Source organism: Cryobacterium sp. N19 (assembly GCF_002929595.1).
In the GTDB taxonomy this organism is placed as follows: domain Bacteria; phylum Actinomycetota; class Actinomycetes; order Actinomycetales; family Microbacteriaceae; genus Cryobacterium; species Cryobacterium flavum.
Genome location: NZ_PJJR01000050.1, coordinates 245,233 through 263,078 on the forward strand (window position 1 = coordinate 245,233; position 17,846 = coordinate 263,078).

The 17,846-nt window shown below is 65.9% G+C and carries 15 protein-coding genes and 1 tRNA gene; 6 read left to right on the top strand and 10 right to left on the bottom strand.

The window, feature by feature from the left end; all coding sequences use genetic code 11:
• Positions 1-7: 7 nt before the first annotated feature.
• The 3 genes from CXY78_RS10840 (at position 8) to CXY78_RS10850 (ending at position 1,998) form a co-directional block, all read left to right on the top strand.
• Entirely contained in the window at positions 8-307 is a 300-nt protein-coding gene (locus tag CXY78_RS10840) for a transcriptional regulator (RefSeq protein WP_092340788.1), read from the top strand.
• Positions 304-1,143 carry a DUF6671 family protein gene (locus CXY78_RS10845; RefSeq protein WP_092340662.1) on the top strand — a complete coding sequence of 280 codons (840 nt, stop codon included), beginning with the start codon at positions 304-306 and terminating at the stop codon, positions 1,141-1,143. Before CXY78_RS10840 ends, CXY78_RS10845 begins: the two co-directional genes overlap by 4 nt.
• A gap of 210 nt (positions 1,144-1,353) precedes the next feature.
• Positions 1,354-1,998, top strand: a complete 645-nt coding sequence (locus CXY78_RS10850; RefSeq protein ID WP_092340661.1) for a site-specific integrase — start codon at positions 1,354-1,356, stop codon at positions 1,996-1,998.
• 35 nt (positions 1,999-2,033) lie between these two features.
• On the opposite strand, the gene CXY78_RS10855 is transcribed toward CXY78_RS10850, so the two are convergent.
• From CXY78_RS10855 to hisS, 7 genes are all read right to left on the bottom strand, one after another.
• Positions 2,034-2,110: transfer RNA gene (locus CXY78_RS10855), tRNA-Leu, on the bottom strand.
• A 73-nt stretch (positions 2,111-2,183) separates the two neighbouring features.
• A complete protein-coding gene (locus CXY78_RS10860) occupies positions 2,184-3,686 on the bottom strand; it encodes an NAD(P)/FAD-dependent oxidoreductase (RefSeq protein ID WP_092340660.1) in 1,503 nt (500 codons plus the stop codon).
• 22 nt (positions 3,687-3,708) lie between these two features.
• A complete protein-coding gene (locus tag CXY78_RS10865) occupies positions 3,709-5,025 on the bottom strand; it encodes a S8 family serine peptidase (protein WP_092340659.1) in 1,317 nt (438 codons plus the stop codon).
• Entirely contained in the window at positions 5,022-5,564 is a 543-nt protein-coding gene (locus tag CXY78_RS10870; protein ID WP_092340658.1) for a DUF501 domain-containing protein, read from the bottom strand. Before CXY78_RS10870 ends, CXY78_RS10865 begins: the two co-directional genes overlap by 4 nt.
• The gene (locus CXY78_RS10875) at positions 5,561-6,064 is read right to left on the bottom strand and encodes a septum formation initiator family protein (protein WP_233197390.1); all 504 of its coding nucleotides are present in this window, start codon (positions 6,062-6,064) and stop codon (positions 5,561-5,563) included. Before CXY78_RS10875 ends, CXY78_RS10870 begins: the two co-directional genes overlap by 4 nt.
• A gap of 120 nt (positions 6,065-6,184) precedes the next feature.
• A complete protein-coding gene (gene eno / locus CXY78_RS10880; RefSeq protein ID WP_092340657.1) occupies positions 6,185-7,465 on the bottom strand; it encodes a phosphopyruvate hydratase in 1,281 nt (426 codons plus the stop codon).
• 116 nt (positions 7,466-7,581) lie between these two features.
• The gene (gene hisS, locus CXY78_RS10885) at positions 7,582-8,835 is read right to left on the bottom strand and encodes a histidine--tRNA ligase (protein ID WP_092340656.1); all 1,254 of its coding nucleotides are present in this window, start codon (positions 8,833-8,835) and stop codon (positions 7,582-7,584) included.
• A gap of 95 nt (positions 8,836-8,930) precedes the next feature.
• Between hisS and CXY78_RS10890 the strand changes: the two genes are divergently transcribed.
• Both CXY78_RS10890 and CXY78_RS10895 read left to right on the top strand, forming a co-directional pair.
• Positions 8,931-9,938, top strand: a complete 1,008-nt coding sequence (locus CXY78_RS10890; protein WP_174776432.1) for an ABC transporter ATP-binding protein — start codon at positions 8,931-8,933, stop codon at positions 9,936-9,938.
• On the top strand, positions 9,935-11,017 hold the full coding sequence (locus CXY78_RS10895) for an ABC transporter permease (RefSeq protein ID WP_199182614.1): 1,083 nt from the start codon (positions 9,935-9,937) through the stop codon (positions 11,015-11,017). Before CXY78_RS10890 ends, CXY78_RS10895 begins: the two co-directional genes overlap by 4 nt.
• Before the next feature lie 3 nt (positions 11,018-11,020).
• Here the strand turns inward: CXY78_RS10895 and CXY78_RS10900 are convergent, their stop codons facing one another.
• Positions 11,021-11,773 carry a MazG family protein gene (locus CXY78_RS10900; protein WP_092340655.1) on the bottom strand — a complete coding sequence of 251 codons (753 nt, stop codon included), beginning with the start codon at positions 11,771-11,773 and terminating at the stop codon, positions 11,021-11,023.
• Between the two features lie 147 nt (positions 11,774-11,920).
• Between CXY78_RS10900 and nhaA the strand changes: the two genes are divergently transcribed.
• On the top strand, positions 11,921-13,288 hold the full coding sequence (gene nhaA, locus CXY78_RS10905) for a Na+/H+ antiporter NhaA (RefSeq protein WP_104089337.1): 1,368 nt from the start codon (positions 11,921-11,923) through the stop codon (positions 13,286-13,288).
• Between the two features lie 311 nt (positions 13,289-13,599).
• On the opposite strand, the gene mfd is transcribed toward nhaA, so the two are convergent.
• Together mfd and pth are read right to left on the bottom strand one after the other, a co-directional pair.
• Complete coding sequence (mfd, locus tag CXY78_RS10910; protein WP_092340653.1) at positions 13,600-17,229, bottom strand: transcription-repair coupling factor; 3,630 nt, start codon at positions 17,227-17,229, stop codon at positions 13,600-13,602.
• 18 nt (positions 17,230-17,247) lie between these two features.
• The gene (gene pth / locus CXY78_RS10915) at positions 17,248-17,832 is read right to left on the bottom strand and encodes an aminoacyl-tRNA hydrolase (RefSeq protein ID WP_092340652.1); all 585 of its coding nucleotides are present in this window, start codon (positions 17,830-17,832) and stop codon (positions 17,248-17,250) included.
• Positions 17,833-17,846: the final 14 nt, after the last annotated feature.

Here is a 17,846-nt window from a genome sequence, read left to right on the forward strand (position 1 = left end):
GACTCAGATGACTCGATTGGAGGTGATCGTGCCCGCCCGTGACGCTTCCGCCATCCGCGAATTGATCACCACCGCCGGCGCCACCGGCTACACCTCGGTATCCGGGGTGTCTGGCATCGGCCACCATGGCCAACACTCTGGTGCCCTGCTGTTCAACGAATACGACACCCTCACCATGCTCATCACCGTCCTTCCCCCGGGCAAATCCGGCGAGCTCATCGACGCCATCCGCGAGCTGCTCAGCACCTCCAGCGGAGTCATGTTCGTGGCCGACACCTACGTCTCCCGCCCCGAGTACTTCCAATGACTCTCCGCCCCACGCACTATAAAGACCGCCACATCACCTTCGCAACCATGCACGGCAAAGAACACCTCGCACGCGACGCATTCCGTGACGTTCTCGGTGCGACAGTCACCGCCCCCGAAGGACTGGACACCGACCAGTTCGGAACCTTCGCCGGCGATATCCCCCGCATCCTCACCCCCAGAGCTGCCGCCCGCGTAAAAGCTCGCCTCGGCATGCAAATGGCCAGCAGCACCCTCGGTCTTGCCTCCGAGGGAAGCTTCAGCGCAACCTTCGGGCCGGTCGAGCACATGGAGATTCTGCTGTTCATCGACGACGACCTCGGACTGGAACTCATTGAAGGCACCCGCACCACCTCCCCCATCCCCGGAGGCCACACCATCACCGCGGCACCCCAAGCCCGACGTTACGGTGAAGCGCTAGGCTTCCCCGCCCAAGGAGTGATCGTGCAAAGCACGAAAGCTGCCCTAACCACCGCCCACAAAAACATCACGGACCTTGACCAGCTTGAGCAGACCGTTCAGGCAATGCTCAAGAATGGGTCCACCGTGATCGTTCTACCCGACTACCGGGCGCACCACGCACCCTCCCGCGCAGATACCATCCGAACCCTCTGCGCCCAAATGGCCCAACGTCTCGCCACCGAATGCCCCACCTGTCAGACCCCCGGGTTCGGGCAAGTCGACGTCGAACACGGCCTCCCCTGCTCCCAATGCGGTTCCCCGACCCGCGTCATCGCCGCCGACATCCACGCCTGCGGCAAATGCGACCACCGGAGCAGAGTCTCACGCGACAACACTCGCGCCGACCCCACCTGGTGCGACTACTGCAACCCCTGACCCGACGCCCGCGTCCAGGCCAACCCCCTCGACGCCACGAATTTCGAGGGGTTGTCTCTTAAACGGTGTTTCCGGCGTTGTTTCCCTCGCTGAATCGCCCCAGGTTTGCTGCCGCTCCTATGCGGATTGCGGCTCTCGGTTGAGGGCCGCGTAGCGGGCTTGCTTGAACTCGGTTGGTGAGAGGTATCTGAGGCTCGGTGAAGCCTACGGTTGAAGAAACCGCACACGTATCTCTCACACGAACAGGTCGACCTGCTCGCAACCTCGGCGACGACGCACGGAACAGTCATACTGACCCTCGCCTACACCGGCCTGCGCTGGGGTGAGGTGACTGGATTACGGGTGCGAGACGTGGACCTCACCCGCAGGCGTCTGGCGGTACGGGAGAACGCCGTGCGGGTCGGCGGCAAGATTCTCCTCGGCACGCCCAAGTCGCACGAGGCACGCACGGTTCCGTTCCCGCCGTTCCTGGCGGACCGCCTGGCACTGCTTTGCGCCGACAAGACACCTGACCAGATCCTGTTTGGCAACGGGCTGTCGCACCAGCGCACCCCGTCAGCTCGGGACGGCTGGCTGGTCTACGCCCTCAAACGCGCCCGGGAGGTCGATCCGACTTTCCCGCGCGTCACGCCGCACGATCTACGGCACACCGCCGCGAGCTTGGCTGTGTCCGCCGGCGCGAACGTCAAAGCGCTGCAGCGGATGCTCGGCCACGCCTCGGCCGCGATGACCCTCGACGTGTACGCGGAGCTCTTCGACGACGACCTGAACAGCGTCGCAGTGGCCCTCGATCAGGCCCGAATGATTTTAAGTGTGGGCGGAATGTGGGCAATCAGGGTACTGAGGCCCCGGTGACCAAGTTAAATCCTAGATCAGAGTAGAAATTCTCGTGGTGCCCCCACTGGGACTTGAACCCAGACTGTGACGATTTTAAGTCGTCTGCCTCTGCCAATTGGGCTATGGGGGCATACCCGGTGACGGGCAGTTACAGCGTAGGTGCTGCCGAGCGCGAATACCGCCCGGCAGCACCTACCGAAAAGCTACTTCGAAGCGGATGCCTCAGCGGCCGCCTTCTCCGCAACCGGCGCCTGCGCGGCGGGTGCCTTCGTGGCGCCAGCGGCGGCATCCGCTGCAGCAGCCTTGACCGTGGGCTTGCGCGGCGCACGAGGCGCACGCGGAGCCGTCGGCGCCTTGGCTGCGGGCGCAGCAGCAGCCGGTGCCGGCGGCTTCGGACGCGACGCGAACTCTTCGAACACAGCGCGCGGGTTCTCGGTGGCGCCGAGCGACACGACATCGCGACCGAGGAACACGTTGTTGACCCAGCCCCAGACGACGCGCAGTTTGCGCTCCCAGCTGGGCATGGCCAGGCCGTGATAGCCGCGGTGCGCGAACCAGGCCGGCAGACCGGTGATGGCGAGGTTACCGCTCTGGAACACGCCGACACCAATGCCGAGACCGGCCACGGCACCGAGGTTCTTGTGCAGGTACTGCACGGGCTCTTCGCCGCGCAGCACAGCAACCAAGTTCTTGGCGAGCAGCTTGCCTTGACGCACGGCGTGCTGGGCGTTGGGCACGCAGTTGCCGCCGACACCGCCACCGCTCAGGTCGGGAACGCAGCTCACGTCGCCGGCACCCCAGGCGTCAGCGATGATGTCGTCTTCGGTTCCAACACGCAGGTCGGCACGAACCTGCAGACGACCACGCTCTTCGATCGGCAGATCAGTGTGACGCACGATCGTGGGGTTGGCCATGACTCCGGCCGTCCAGACGATGAGGTCGGTCTCGAAGGTCTCTCCGGTGGAGAGCTCGATCTTGCCGTCGACCGCGCTGGTCAGCTGGGTGTCGAGGTGAATCTGCGCACCGCGACCGGCCAGGTTGTCGATAACCCACAGGCTTGTCTTGAGCGAAACCTCGGGCATGATGCGACCCATGGCTTCAATGAGATGAAAGTTGGTCTCTTCGAAGCTGATCTCCGGGTAGAGGGTAAGCAGCGAGGTGGCGAAGGAGCGCAGCTCGGCGAACACCTCGATACCAGCGAAACCGCCACCGACCACGACGAAGGTAAGCAGACGTTCGCGTTCCGGGCCAGCCGGCAGGGCAGCCGCCCGGTCGAAGTTGGTGAGCACGCGGTCGCGAATGGCGACGGCTTCTTCGACGGTCTTCAGGCCGATGGCCTGGTCGGCAACACCTGGGATCGGGAAGGTGCGCGACACAGCACCGGCCGTGACCACGACGATGTCGTACTTGAACTCGTACGGCTCGCCGATCGGCGGAGTGATCGTGGCCGTCTTCTCGGCGTGGTTCACGTACGTAACCTTGGCGGAGACAACATTGGTCTTCTTGAGGTGCCGACGGTGCGACACAACCACGTGACGCGGCTCGATAGACCCGGCAGCCACCTCCGGCAGGAAGGGCTGGTACGTCATGTATGGCAGCGGGTCAACAATGGTGACCTCGGCTTCGCCGGATCGTAGCCATTTCTCGAGCTTCCACGCCGTGTAAAAACCGGCGTAGCCGCCACCAACAATGAGAATTTTGGGCACGATGAGAAGGCCTCCTACATGATTATGTTTGTGCGAAATCTTTGGGGTTGCGCCGAATTCGCTTGATTTGCCGAGTGGCCCCAATGCCCAACAGCGTTACTAGGATACCAAACACCACGAGTACAGCGAGCGGCAGACTAATATAGGTCAATGTCAGTTGGTTGGGAAGCCAGGCCGTGAGCACGTTCTGGGTCGGTAGCGCCGGGTCGTCGTCCACGGCTGCGGGCGCCTCGGCGGCGGGTTCCTCGGTGGGAACCACCTCGATCTGGGCCCGACGGTGCAGGGTGATCCACTCCGTCAGCAACTCGCTCGGAGTGGCCCCGGTCGCCGGAGCGACATATCGGGTCACCGCGGCTGCGGCATCGATCAGACCATTGCCGTAGATCGGGCTCGGCACTGATTGCCCGTTCGCGTTCGCGGTGGCGATCACCCGGTTCATGACCCCCGCCGCGTCAAGGTTGGGATACGCGGCTCGAACCAGCGCAACGAGCCCGGACACAATCGGCGCCGCCGCGCTGGTTCCGTCCCACTGCACGTACGACGAGTCCGGCATGACACCCACCAACTTCTCACTCGGAGCGGCGATGGCGATAGTGATTCCCTGCGAGGACGCGTCGAAACTTGCCGTCTTGTTGCGGTCAACACCGGCCACAGTGAGCACACCGGGAATAGTCGCGGGAGCACCGACCTCGGTGGTACCGCTCCCCCGGTTGCCGGCCGCAGCAACGACGACGACATCGTTCTCAAACGCGTAAAGAAAGGCGTCGTCCCAGCTTTCCGGCCAGTACAGCGTGTTGCGGGTAAGCGACATATTGATGACATCAGCACCGTTGTCGACAGCCCAGCGGATGCCCTGCGCGATCTGGTCATCGTTACTCACCGTGGAACGGGTGCTTCCGAACCCGACCGACACCGCCAGAATGGATGCTTCCGGCGCCACCCCGATGAGGCCCGCGCCGTCACCGGTTCCGCGACCGGCCAGCAGCGAGGCCACCAGAGTGCCGTGCTCTCCGTCATCGTCGTCGCCGGCGACCGGCGTCTGGCCATTTGCGGAACCGAGGCCGGAAACATCCGTTCCCCCGGTCACGACGCCGTTCAGCTCGGGAACGCTGCCGTTGACCCCGGAGTCGATGACGGCGACGGTGACGCCGGCGCCCCGCGTGGTGTTCCAGGCTTCGGTGAACCCGTAGTCGTTCAGCCAGTACTGCAGGTCACGAATCTGGTCGGCGTGGGCTGCGGGCGCGTCGACCACGACGGAGCCGGCGATAGTGCCGGCGAACAGCGTTGTGGCGAGGGCGAGCGCGACACCGGTGGTGACAGGGCGAGAGCGTGCGGTCACTCCGAAGCCGACCCTGAAGCAGCGGCCAACGCGGTGTAGTCCAGGCAGACACAGACCGTGGGCGACCAGGCCGCACGCGCCAGCGCGAGGTCGCCGATCGGGTTCACGCCGGTCCCGGCGGCCAGGGAGTGCGCGGCGAGGGCGTGCAGGCACTTGACCCGGTTCGGCATGCCGCCGGAGGAGATCCCGGCGATTTCCGGCACGGTGCCGAGCTGGTCGCGGTCGAACAGAAAGCTTTCGTGAGCGCGCTCGTAAGCTGCCCGCACCTCGTCATCGTCGGCGAGCAGGTCGTTGTATTCGTTCATGACCTGGGTGGCCTCGAGCGAAGAGATCGCCGCCGTCGCGGCCGGATGGCAGAGGTAGTACAGCGTGGGAAACGGGGTGCCGTCGGCCAGCCGGGGAGCGGTAGCGACCACGGTCGGCGCTCCGCAGACACAGCGAGCGGCGATGCCGACCACGTTGCGGGCCGGGCGACCGAGCTGCGCCGAAACGAGATCGATATCGGCCGCAGTGAACGGTTCGAACGGCGGCCGGGTCATGGCACCACCGGTGCGGGTGCTTGCGGAGCGAGGCCGGCCGTCATGGTGGAGGCGAACAAGGAACCCAGCCAATCAATTGTGGTGCTTTGAATATTGGTGCTGACCGGGCTCGTATCCGCTTCGAGCGGAGCGACGATCGGCAGATCGTTGATGACGAGAAAGCTGATGTCTCCTGGCAGCACGTACGACAGCCGCTCTCGGGCCTGCGTCGTGACATAGGTGCGGTCGTTCCAGCGCTCCCGCTGGCTCGTGAGCTGGTCGACCTCGGCTTTCTGGTCGGCGACAGCTGCACTGAGCTGGCTGATTTGCTGCCGCTGTTCGGCGTAGGTGCGCAGACTCGGCGCGAGCACCACGACGGCAAGAATCAGTACGACCATCATCACGAGGGAAAATCCGGAGAAGCGGATGCTGCGCAGCCAGCCGCCGGCGGGCGTCTCGGTTTCCGAAACAGCGGGTTGCCGTGCTGCCGACGTGCTCTGGGCAGGTCGTTTCTGATCCACGGCAACTCCTTCCGCTGGCTGAACGTGCTGGTGAAAATGGTACCAAGTGAAAGCTGTGGGCCCCCGACCAGCCGAATCGGTGGTCGGGAGCCCGCTCCCGTGCTTTCTTGTGGGGCGCTGTTACGCGGTGAAGCGGGGGAACGCGGTGCGACCGGCGTAGACCGCGGCCTCGCCGAGTTCTTCTTCGATGCGCAGCAGCTGGTTGTACTTGGCGACGCGCTCGCTGCGCGCCGGCGCACCGGTCTTGATCTGGCCGGCATCCGTTGCGACGGCGAGGTCAGCGATGAAGGTGTCTTCGGTCTCGCCAGAGCGGTGCGAGATGATCGCCGTGTAACCGGCGCGCTGGGCGAGGGAGACGGCATCCATCGTCTCGGTCAGGGTACCGATCTGGTTGACCTTGACCAGAATGGAGTTCGCTGCCTTGAGCGTAAGGCCCTTGGCCAGACGCACCGGGTTGGTGACGAACAGGTCGTCTCCGACGATCTGCACCTTGTCGCCGAGCGATGCGGTGAGGTGCACGTAGCCGTCCCAGTCGTCTTCTTCGAGCGGGTCCTCGAGGGAGACGAGCGGGTAGTCGGTGACAAGCTCGGCGTAGTACGCGCTCATCTCTTCGGCCGAGAGCTTCTTGCCCTCGAAGTTGTAGCTGTCGTCCTTGAAGAACTCGCTCGCGGCCACGTCGAGCGCGAGGGCGATGTCCTTGCCGGGAACGTAGCCGGCGTTTTCGATGGCTTCGACGATGAGGTCGAGCGCAGCACGGTTGCTCGGCAGGTTGGGAGCGAAGCCGCCCTCGTCGCCGAGGCCGGTGGACAGTCCCTTGGACTGCAGCAGCGCCTTGAGCGAGTGGTAGGTCTCAACACCCCAGCGCAGGGCCTCGCTGAACGACTCCGCTCCGAGCGGGACGATCATGAATTCCTGGATGTCGACATCGTTGTCGGCGTGCGAGCCGCCGTTGATGATGTTCATGAGCGGCACGGGCAGGGTGTGCGCGTTCGGGCCACCGAGGTAACGGAACAGCGGCAGCCCGGCCGAGCTCGCTGCGGCCTTGGCCACGGCCAGGCTCACGCCGAGGATGGCGTTGGCGCCGAGACGCTCCTTGTTGTCGGTACCGTCGGCTTCGATAAGCACGAGGTCGACGATGCGCTGGTCGGTCGCGTCGATGTCTTCGACCGCGGGGCCGAGGTCGTCGATGACGGCTTCGACGGCTTTGAGCACGCCCTTGCCCTGGTAGCGGGCCTTGTCGCCGTCGCGCAGCTCGTAGGCCTCGAACACGCCGGTGGACGCTCCGGACGGCACGGCAGCACGGCTGACTGTTCCGTCGCCGAGCAGAACTTCGACCTCGATGGTCGGGTTGCCACGAGAGTCGAGAATTTCGCGTGCGTCTACTGCCTCAATTAGGGCCACAACTGTCTCCTGATTTGTCGGGGTGAACGTCTGGGTGGACGCTCGGATGTGTCGCGGATTCAGTCTAACCAAACCCGTCAGCCGATCCGCTGAACTGCAGGGGCCGGCCGGTCCGCTCAGACGCCGAGCGGTTTGAAGTCGAGATCGTCGCTGGTCACGGTGTCAGCGGTCACAAACGCGAAGCGTCCGTAGCCAGCCTCGCCGGCCCGATCGAGCAGGGCCTTGAGGTTCTTGGTGCGGCGTTCCAGCCGCACCCGCAGCCCTGCGGCAACGAGGTCGCGCTTGAGGGCGACCAGACTCACCGGGTCGGCGTCCTTCTCGTGCACCAACACAACCGCGTCAAGAGCGGATGCGGCATCCGCTTGCAGCAGGTCGACGATGCGTTCAAAGCCGATCGAGAACCCGCAGGCTGGCACGTCGGTGCCGAGGAACCGACCGATCATGCCGTCGTACCGGCCGCCACCGCCGAGGGAATAGCCAAGCGACGGGTGGGAGATTTCGAAGATGGTGCCGGTGTAGTAGCCCATGCCGCGCACCAGGGTGGGGTCGAACTCGAGGTCGACGCCGGGGAGTGCAGCGCGAAGGGCTTCGAGGTCGGCGAAGGCCGCCGGGTCGAGCCAGTCCGGCGCACCTGCCCCGAGGGCCCAGCCGCCGGTACCGAGTTCGGTGAGCAGCGTGGCTAGGTCGGGCGCGTCGATGCCGAGGGCTTGCAGTTCGGCGGAGACGCCGTCGACACCGATCTTGTCGAGCTTGTCGATCACGATCAGCGCCCGCTCGGTCAGCTCGGCCGCGACTTTCCAGTGGGCGAGCAGCGCGGAGAGGATGCGCCGGTCATTGATTCGAATGCAGAAGCCGGTGAGGCCGAGCTTTTCCAGCGTTGCGGCCGCCGCGGTGATCAATTCGATCTCGGCGAGCTGGCCGGCCTCGCCGATGATGTCGATGTCGCACTGCATGAACTGGCGGTAACGCCCCTTTTGCGGGCGTTCGGCTCGCCAGACCGGAGCGATCTGAATCGACCGGAACACGGTGGGCAGCGCGGCACGGTGGGTGGCATAGAACCGGGCGAGCGGAACCGTCAGGTCGAAGCGCAGGCCGAGGTCGGCCAGGGACGCGAGGTCGTTTTGCTCGGCTGCGGCGGCAACATCCGCTGGGCTGAGACCGCGCTTGAGCACCGCGAAAGCGATCTTCTCGTTGTCGCCGCCCAGGCCCGAGTGCAGGCGGGCGGCGTCTTCCATGACCGGAGTTTCGATCTCATCGAAACCGTGAGCACGAAAACTGTCGCGGATAATGCCGAGCGAACGCTCACGCACGGCCTTGTCGGCGGGGAGAAAATCGCGCATACCGCGCGGTGGGGTCACTGCAATAGCCATGGGGCAATTCTCTCAGGTGCCGTCGATGCGTTTCACCGCCCAGCCCCGAACGGGAGCCCCCCTAGACTCGGGGGAAACAACTGGGGGTGGTGGCTATGTCAGCGACGACGATTTTCGGCTCGGAGGGGATCGTGCCGAGCGGCATCGCGGTGACCGGGGTGAGCCGGGCATTCGGCAGCGTGTTCGCGCTGCTCGATGCGACCCTCACGGTACCGGCCGGGTCGGTCACGGCACTGATCGGGCCGAACGGCTCGGGCAAGACCACGCTGCTGCTCATGCTCGCCACGCTGCTCACACCCGATGCGGGCAGCATTCGCATCAACGGTCACGACCCGGTCACCGAACCGGAGCGCGTGCGCGCCCTGATGGGCTGGATGCCAGACACCCTCGGCTCCTGGCCGAGCCTCTCCGCCCGCGCGGCCCTGCAGACCACCGGGCGCATGTACCGCATGACCCGCGAGCAGGCCGCCGTGCGCGCCGACGAGTTGATCCTTCTGACCGACCTCACGGACTTCGCCGACCGACCCTCGCGGGTGTTGTCGCGGGGCCAGAAGCAACGACTGAGCCTGGCCAGGGCGCTCGTGCACTCCCCCGGCGTACTGCTGCTCGACGAGCCGGCCTCCGGCCTCGACCCGGCAGCCCGCGCCGCGCTGCGCCAGCTGCTGAGACGCTTGGCCGGTGAGGGCGCCGCCATCCTCGTGTCCAGTCACGTTCTCGCCGAGCTCGACGAGATGGCGGATGCCGCGGTGTACCTGTCCGACGGCCGCACAGCGAGCCCGGAGCAGGTGGCCGCGGCCGGCGCGAGCGCCAGGGCCTGGCGCATCCGCTCACTCGATGAAGCAGCCTTGGAACGTGCGCTGGCAACCCCCGGCGTGGTCGGTGCGCTCGTGCAGGTTCTCGGCGTTGACCAGCTCGGAACCCTCGTGCAGGTCGAGAACGAAGCCTCGGCCGCGGCCCTGCTGCACAACCTCGTGCTGAGCGGGGTTCCGGTCTGCGATTTCGGCCCGGCCGTCGGCAACCTCGAACACACCTTTCTCGACCTCACCCGGGAGAGACCGGCACGACACAGTTCGATCGTCGTCAACCCGGAGGTAACCCCATGAACAAGCGCGTGTTCCTGACCGGACTCTGGCTGATCGTCACCCTGGAACTGCGCCAACGGGTGCGCGGCGTCTCCTGGTACGTACTGCTCGGCATCTTCATGCTGCTCGTGGGGATCGTCACTTTTCTGCTCTGGCTGGCCACCTCCGCCTGGCTGTCCGGCGGTGGCGGCGTGTTCTCGACCATCATCTTCTTCGTGCTGCTGCTCGGCACGCTGGTCTCGCCGGCGCTGTCTGGCAATGCGATCAACGGCGATCGGGATGCCGGCACCCTCGCCACCACGCAGGTCACGCTGATCAGCACGGGGCAGCTCGTGCTCGGCAAGTTTCTGGCCGCCTGGATCACAGCGCTCGCCTTTCTCGCGGCGGCACTACCGTTTCTCATCTTCGCGGTCGTTCTCGGCGAGGTCTCCCTCGGCACGATCAGCGTCTCCGTACTCGTGCTCGCCGCCGAGCTCGGGGTCATCGCTGCGGTCGGCGTTGGGCTGTCGGGCATCCTGACCCGGCCGCTGTTCTCGATCGTGCTGACCTATCTCGTGGTCGCGGCACTCAGCCTCGGCACCCTCATCGCATTCGCGCTGCTCGGTACCGCCACGCAGCAGGACGCGACGAGTGTGAACTATCAGGTCGTGTCGTCGACCTACGACGAGCAAACCGGCAAGCAGTCCGACATCGTCTGCTCCACCGCGCAGACCTCGACCTACCCCGTGCCGCGGTTCGACTACTACTGGTGGATTCTCGCGGCGAACCCCTACGTTGTCGTAGCGGATGCCGCGCCCGGCAGCTTCGATGAGAACGGCTCCCCAACCGACCTGTTCGGGCAGATTGCCGTCGGCGTTCGCGGAGCCCAGACCGCGCCGGAGCTGTATACCGAGTACAACGGATGCGACGAGGCTGCCAACGGCTCCGTCCAGGCCTACGGGCAGGGACCGACCGCACAGGAGACCTACGACGGCGCGGTGCCGAGCTGGTTCATCGGCCTCACCATTCACCTGCTGCTCGGCGCGGGCGCCCTGGCTTGGGCTTGGCGTCGCACTCGCACCCCCGCGACGCACCTCCCCACCGGAAGTCGTATCGCCTAGATGTCAGGAAGGGAAGGCGATGATTCCGGCGTCGAAGGCGTCGTCATGGACCGCGTTGTCTGAAGCTGTGGGGGCTTCCGCTCCGCGGATCTCCGTCTGCAGATCGCGCACGGCGGCGCGCAGGGCACGCTCCGCGTCGAGGCCCTGAGAGCGAGCCGACGCCACGATGGCCAACAGCAGCGGCCCGAGGTCGGCCTCGGACTCGATCGGAAGAGGGAAGCCCTCGTCAGTATCGAGCAGGCCGATCTTCTCGGCCCGACCGAGCACCTTGTCGGCGAGGGCCAGCGCCGGCATGCCGGTCGGAATACCGTCGAGCACGCTCGTGCGCCCCGGCTTCTCCTCGGCCTTGAAACCGTCCCAGGCGGCCGAGACTTCCTCCGCCGTCTCCAGCGTGACATCACCGAACACGTGCGGGTGCCGCCCGACCATCTTCTCGGTCAGCCGGGCAGCGACTTCCTGAATATCGAAGTCCTCCTCGGGCGTGTGCGCGGCCAGGTCGGCGTGAAAGAGCACCTGGTAGAGCACATCACCGAGTTCTTCGAGCAGATCGTCACGACTGCCGGCCTCGATCGCCTCGATCAGTTCATGGGTCTCCTCGACCAGGTGGCGCACGAGCGAGGCGTGCGTCTGGTCGGCGTCCCACGGGCATCCGCCGGGAGCACGCAGCCGCGCGACGGTCGCGATGAGCGTGTCGAGCGAGCTCGTCGGCACCTCGTGCTTCGGTGCGGGGGCGGAGGAAAACAGCGGGTTCGTCATGGTCAACACTCCTGGATCGTTGTTTCAATCGTAGGCGGGCCTGCTGCCGGAGGGTCGCTCAGGTACGTCGTGTATTCTGGTGCACGGTGAGCCGGGAAGTCTGGTCGGCAGTTGCTTGTGCGCGCTCGAAACACCAGAGGAATTCTTATGACCGAACCATCCAATCTGCCCACTCCCCCGAAATCTGCACCGTCAACCGCGATCATTCTGCGCCGCGGCAGCCACAACGAGTTTGTGCGCATCTCCGGTATCCTGCGCAAAGAAACCGTCGGCGGAGCCATTCTGCTCGCCGCCACCGTGGCCGCGCTCATCATGGCCAACTCCGGTTTTTCCGACGCCTACTACGCCTTTCGCGACTACAAGATCGGCTACGCACCGTGGCACCTCGAGCTGAGTCTCGGCGCCTGGGCGGCTGACGGATTCCTCGCGATCTTCTTCTTCCTCGCCGGGCTCGAGCTCAAACGCGAATTCGTCGCGGGTGACTTGCGCAGCGTCAACCGCGCCATCGTGCCGGTGGCCGCCGCCGTGGGTGGAGTAATCATCCCCGCGGTCATCTACGTGCTGATCAACCTCGAAACCGGAGCTGAGACGCTGCGCGGCTGGGCGATCCCTACCGCGACCGACATCGCCTTCGCCCTGGCCGTGCTCGCGGTGATCGGCTCGAAGCTCCCACCAGCCCTGCGCATCTTTCTACTGACCCTCGCCGTGGTCGACGACCTGCTCGCCATCGCGATCATCGCCTTCTTCTACACGACCGACATGAATGTTCCGCTGCTGCTGCTCGCGATCGTGCCGCTGGCCCTGTTCTGGGTGTTGACCCACAAGTTCTCCTACTTCTTCGGAACGCGGGCTTGGGCGGCGTGGACGCTGCTTCTGCCTCTCGGTTTCATCGTCTGGGCGCTCGTGCACGGTTCCGGCGTGCACGCGACCGTAGCCGGGGTGCTGCTGGGTTTCGCCGTGCCGGTACTGCGCAGCAAGCGTGGCGGTGGGCCCGACGCCGGGCCCGGCCTGGCCGAAACTTTGGAACATCGCATTCGCCCGCTCTCCAGCGGATTCGCGATTCCCGTATTCGCCTTCTTCTCGGCCGGCGTCACCATCGGCGGCGCCGACGGCCTGTATCGGGCACTCACCGACCCGGTCGCGATCGGCATCGTCGTTGCACTCGTCGTGGGTAAGCCCATCGGGGTATTGCTCGCGACCTTCATCGTGACCAAGACCACCAAGGCGTCACTCGACCCCGACCTGGCCTGGATCGACGTCATCGGGGTCTCCCTGCTGGCCGGCGTCGGCTTCACCGTGTCGCTACTGATCAGCGAACTGGCTTTCGGCCAGGGCAGCCCGCACGACGACCACGCCAAGGTCGCCATTCTGGTCGGTTCGCTCCTGGCCGCCTTGCTGGCCACGGCGATCCTGCGTTCGCGTAACCGCCACTACGGGCGGATCGCCGAGAAGGAAGCCATCGACAGCGACAACGATGGCATTCCGGATGTCTACCAGTCGGAAGAAGCCCGATAGCAACCGACACGTTCCGTTGCCAAGCACCACTCGAGTCGGCCGCGCGGGACCTGCGCCAGTGCGCGGGGGTTCCGGTAGCGGGCATCCGTTCGGCCGTGTCGCAGTGCGCCGGAGGTACGCCAGTGCGCGGGAGATCCGGCACTGATACGGGTCCGACCGAGCACGCTGCGCGGGACCTGCGCCAGTGCGCGGGAGTTCCGGTCTGGCCAGAACTGCCGCGCCACGCGAGGCGCGGGACCTGCGCCAGTGCGCGGGAGGTGCGCCTCGCGCGCACCGGCACAACACCCGCGCACCGCGGGAAGCCCCTGAAGTTAGGCCGGCCCCGCAACTGCCGGCACGGGCGGCGGAAAGATCGCGGCGAGCAGCGTCTTCGTCCACTCGATCAGGGCGTTGTCATCGAGCGGCTCGCCGTTCGGCCGCGGCATCGGCACGCTGAGCGCCCCCGTTGAGGAGACGTAACGCGAGCCGGGATACATCCGCTGTAATCGCACCTGGATCGAGTCGGCCAGGTCCGCCGGTGCCACACGCAGGTTCGACCCCATGGCGACGACCTCGCTGAGGTTGGCCTGCTGGGCCTGCCAGCGCAGCCGAGAGACGGCGACGAGGTTCTGCACCGGCACCGGCGGTTCGCCGTAACGGTCGGTCAGCTCGTCGAGCACGAGGTCGATCTGGTCGTCGGTCGCGGTGGGCGAGCTTGCGCTGGAAAGCTTCTGGTAGGCCTCCAGCCGCAACCGCTCACTGTCGACGAAGTCGTGCGGAATATGCGCGTCCACCGGCAGCTCCAGCCGCAGCTCGGTCTGCCCCTCGGCGACATCACCGCGGAAGGTACTAACGGCCTCACCGATCATGCGCAGGTACAGGTCGAAACCGACGCCCGCGATGTGGCCGGCCTGCTCGCCGCCAAGCAGGTTGCCGGCCCCGCGAATCTCGAGGTCTTTCAGGGCAACCTGCATACCGGCGCCGAGCTCGTTGTTCGCCGCAATGGTGGCGAGCCGGTCGTGCGCGGTCTCCGACAGTGGCTTGTTCTCGTCGTAGAGAAAGTAGGCGTAGGCCCGTTCGCGCCCGCGACCGACCCGACCGCGCAGCTGGTGCAGCTGGCTCAGCCCGAACTTGTCGGCGCGGTCGATGATGATGGTGTTGGCGTTGTTGATGTCGAGGCCGGTCTCGATGATCGTGGTGCAGACCAAGATGTCGAACTTGCGCTCCCAGAAATCACCGACCACCTGTTCGAGCTGTGCCTCGGGCAGCTGTCCGTGTGCCACCGCGATGCGTGCCTCCGGCACGAGTTCGGCAATCTGCGCGGCGATGCGGTTGATGCTGGTGACCCGGTTGTGCACGAAGAAGATCTGGCCCTCGCGCAGCAGCTCACGACGGATGGCTGCGGCCACCTGCCGCTGCGAGTACGGCCCCACAAAGGTCAAAATGGGGTGTCGATCTTCGGGCGGAGTCGCCAGGGTCGACATCTCGCGGATGCCGGTGACCGCCATCTCGAGGGACCGCGGGATGGGCGTCGCACTCATCGCAAGAATGTCGACGTTGGTCTTGAGCTTCTTCAGGGCGTCCTTGTGTTCGACGCCGAACCGCTGCTCCTCGTCGATGATGACCAGGCCGAGATCTTTGAAGATGATCGACGGCGACAACAGCCGGTGCGTGCCGATGACGACATCGACGGTGCCGTCGAGCATGCCGGCGATCGTCTCCCGGGACTCCTTGTCGGTCTGAAACCGCGACAGGGCCCGCAGGTGAATGGGGAACCCGGCAAAGCGTTCCTTGAACGTTTCCATGTGCTGGCTGACCAGCAGGGTGGTCGGCACGAGCATGGCCACCTGCTTGCCGTCCTGCACGGCCTTGAACGCGGCGCGAATGGCCACCTCGGTCTTGCCGAAACCGACGTCACCGCTGAGCAGCCGGTCCATCGGAATGGGCCGTTCCATATCGGCCTTGACCTCATCGATCGTGGTGAGCTGGTCGGGCGTCTCCACGAACGGAAAGGCCTCTTCGAGCTCACGCTGCCACGGAGTGTCCGGCCCGAACGCGTGCCCCTTGCTGGCCATGCGCGCCGAATACAGTTTGACCAGCTCCACGGCGATATCGCGCACCGCTTTGCGCGCCTTGGTCTTGGCACTCGACCAGTCGCTGCCGCCCATCTTGCTCAGGGTCGGCGCTTCACCGCCGACGTAGCGCGTGACCAAGTCGAGTTGGTCGGTCGGCACATAGAGCCGGTCGCCGGCGTGCCCGCGCTTCGATGGCGCGTATTCCAGCACGAGGTATTCCCGAGTGGTCTTGACCGGGTTGCGGCCACCACTGGACACCTCACGTTGGGTCAGTTCGAGAAAACGGCCGATACCGTGCGTCTGGTGCACCACGTGGTCGCCAGCCACCAGCTGCAGCGGGTCGACGACATTCTTGCGGCGACTGGCGAGCTTCTTGATCTGACGCGCGTCATATCCGACCGTGCGACCGTAGAACTCGCTCTCGCTGATCAGCGCGAGCTTGCTCTGCGGCAGTTCGAAACCGTGATCGACGGATGCTTTCAGCAGGTAGGCGATACCCGGTTCCGGCTCCAGCGGCCACACGTCCACGACGCGCACCGGCAGTTCACGCTCCGCGAGCACCTGCGCCGCTCGTTCCACGAGGCCGGTTCCCTGGGCGACGATGCCGACGACCCAACCGTCGTGCAGCCGGCTTGCGACGTGCCCGACGGCGCCGTCGACGCTGCCGGCGAAGGTAGGGACGGCATCCGCTTCGATACGAATCGTGAGCAGTGCGTCCATCTCGAGGTGTTCGGGCAAGACGGGCGCATCGGTCGGCGCGGCCTGAAAAGTGCTCAGGGTCCACCAGCTGTGACCGGTCGCGGGCACCCCCGGCGCCGAGTACTTCACGCTGTCGCGCAGGCGCCCGAGGGTGAGAAAATCACCGGATTCGAGGTCGATCGGGGCGTCGGCACCGGCCGTGGCGGCACTCCACGCTGCGCCGAGGAATTCGCGGTTGGTTTCGGCAAGGCTGATGGCCCGGCTCGCGACCCGTTCCGGCGAGATCACGGCGACGGCGGCGTTGGTCGGCAGGTAGTGGGTGACCGGCACCAGCCGGTCGACCAGGGCGGGAGCGAGGCTTTCCATGCCCTCGACCGGGATTCCCTCGGCGATCTTGGCCAGCAGTCCGGCCAGGCTCGGAAACTCGTGCTGCATTTCCCGGGCACGCTGCCGCACGGCGGGGCTCAGCAGCAGTTCCCGGCTCGGCGGCAGGCTGACCGACTCGACCGGCTCGGGCAGCGAACGCTGGTCGGCAACACTGAACAGCCGAATCTGCTCGACCTCGTCGCCGAAGAACTCCACCCGGTAGGGGTGCGAGGCGACCGGCGGGAATACGTCGAGGATGCCGCCGCGCACGGCGAACTCGCCACGCCGGGTGACCATGTCGACCCGGGCGTAGGCAACGTTGACCAGTTGCAGCACGATCGCCGCGAGGTCGTGCCCGCGCCCGCCGACCGTGAGCTCGATCGGTTCGTAGTCGGTGAGGTTGTCGGCGACCGGCTGCAGCGCGGCCCGCACCGAGGCGACGACGATAAGCGGATGCCGCTCGCTCGCGTCTTGCTCCTGCCACTCGCGCATGCGGCGGAGCGCGTGCAGGCGCTTGCCGACGATCTCGGCGCTCGGACTGAGCCGTTCGTGCGGCAGGGTTTCCCAGGCCGGAAAGTCAATGATTTCAGCGCTCGTGGCGAAGCAGCCGAGGTTCTCGCGCAGCGCCTCGGATTCGCGGCCGGTCGCGGTGATGACGAACAGGGCCTGAGCGTCGTCCCGGCGCAGGTCGAGCAGCGCGGCCAGCAACGGGGCACGCAGGCCCCCGGTCAGAGAGAAATCAGCGTCCCGGCTGGCATAGGCGAGGGCGTTATCGAACGTGGAGGCGCGCGCGAGCGCTGCGATTAAGCCCTGAAGGATCACTGAACGAGTCTACGCAGCCTAGGAGGGCGAGTGAAACTTCTGCTGCGCGGCCACGACGCCGTCGGAGGCGATCAGTTCGACCGCGTCGGCGGCATCCGCTATGAGGTTGGGCAGAATGCTGCGCTCGGCGGAAGCAAAATCGTGCAGCACGAAATCGGCCGGGTTCTGGCGACCTGGCGGACGCCCGATGCCCATGCGAATGCGAATGAATTCGTTGGTTCCGGTGGCGGCGATGATGTCGCGCAGGCCGTTGTGACCGCCGTGACCCCCGCCGACCTTGATCTTGAGCGTGTCAAAGGGCAGGTCCAGGTCGTCGTGCACGACGATGAGCCGGGAGACGGGCAGCGAATAGAAGCGCAGCAGGGCGGCGACCGGGCTGCCGGAGACGTTCATGAACGTGGTGGGCTTGGCCAGCACCAGTTTGGGGCCACCCGGTGAGAGGTGTCCCTCGGCGACGAGGGCGGCCGTTTTGTGACGCTTGAAGTTCGACGTGAGACGGTCGGCGAGCTGCGCCGTCACCATCTGGCCGACGTTGTGCCGATTGCCGGCGTAGTCGGGCCCGGGGTTGCCGAGCCCGACTACGAGCCACAGGTTCGTATCCAGGGGATTCCTCCGTA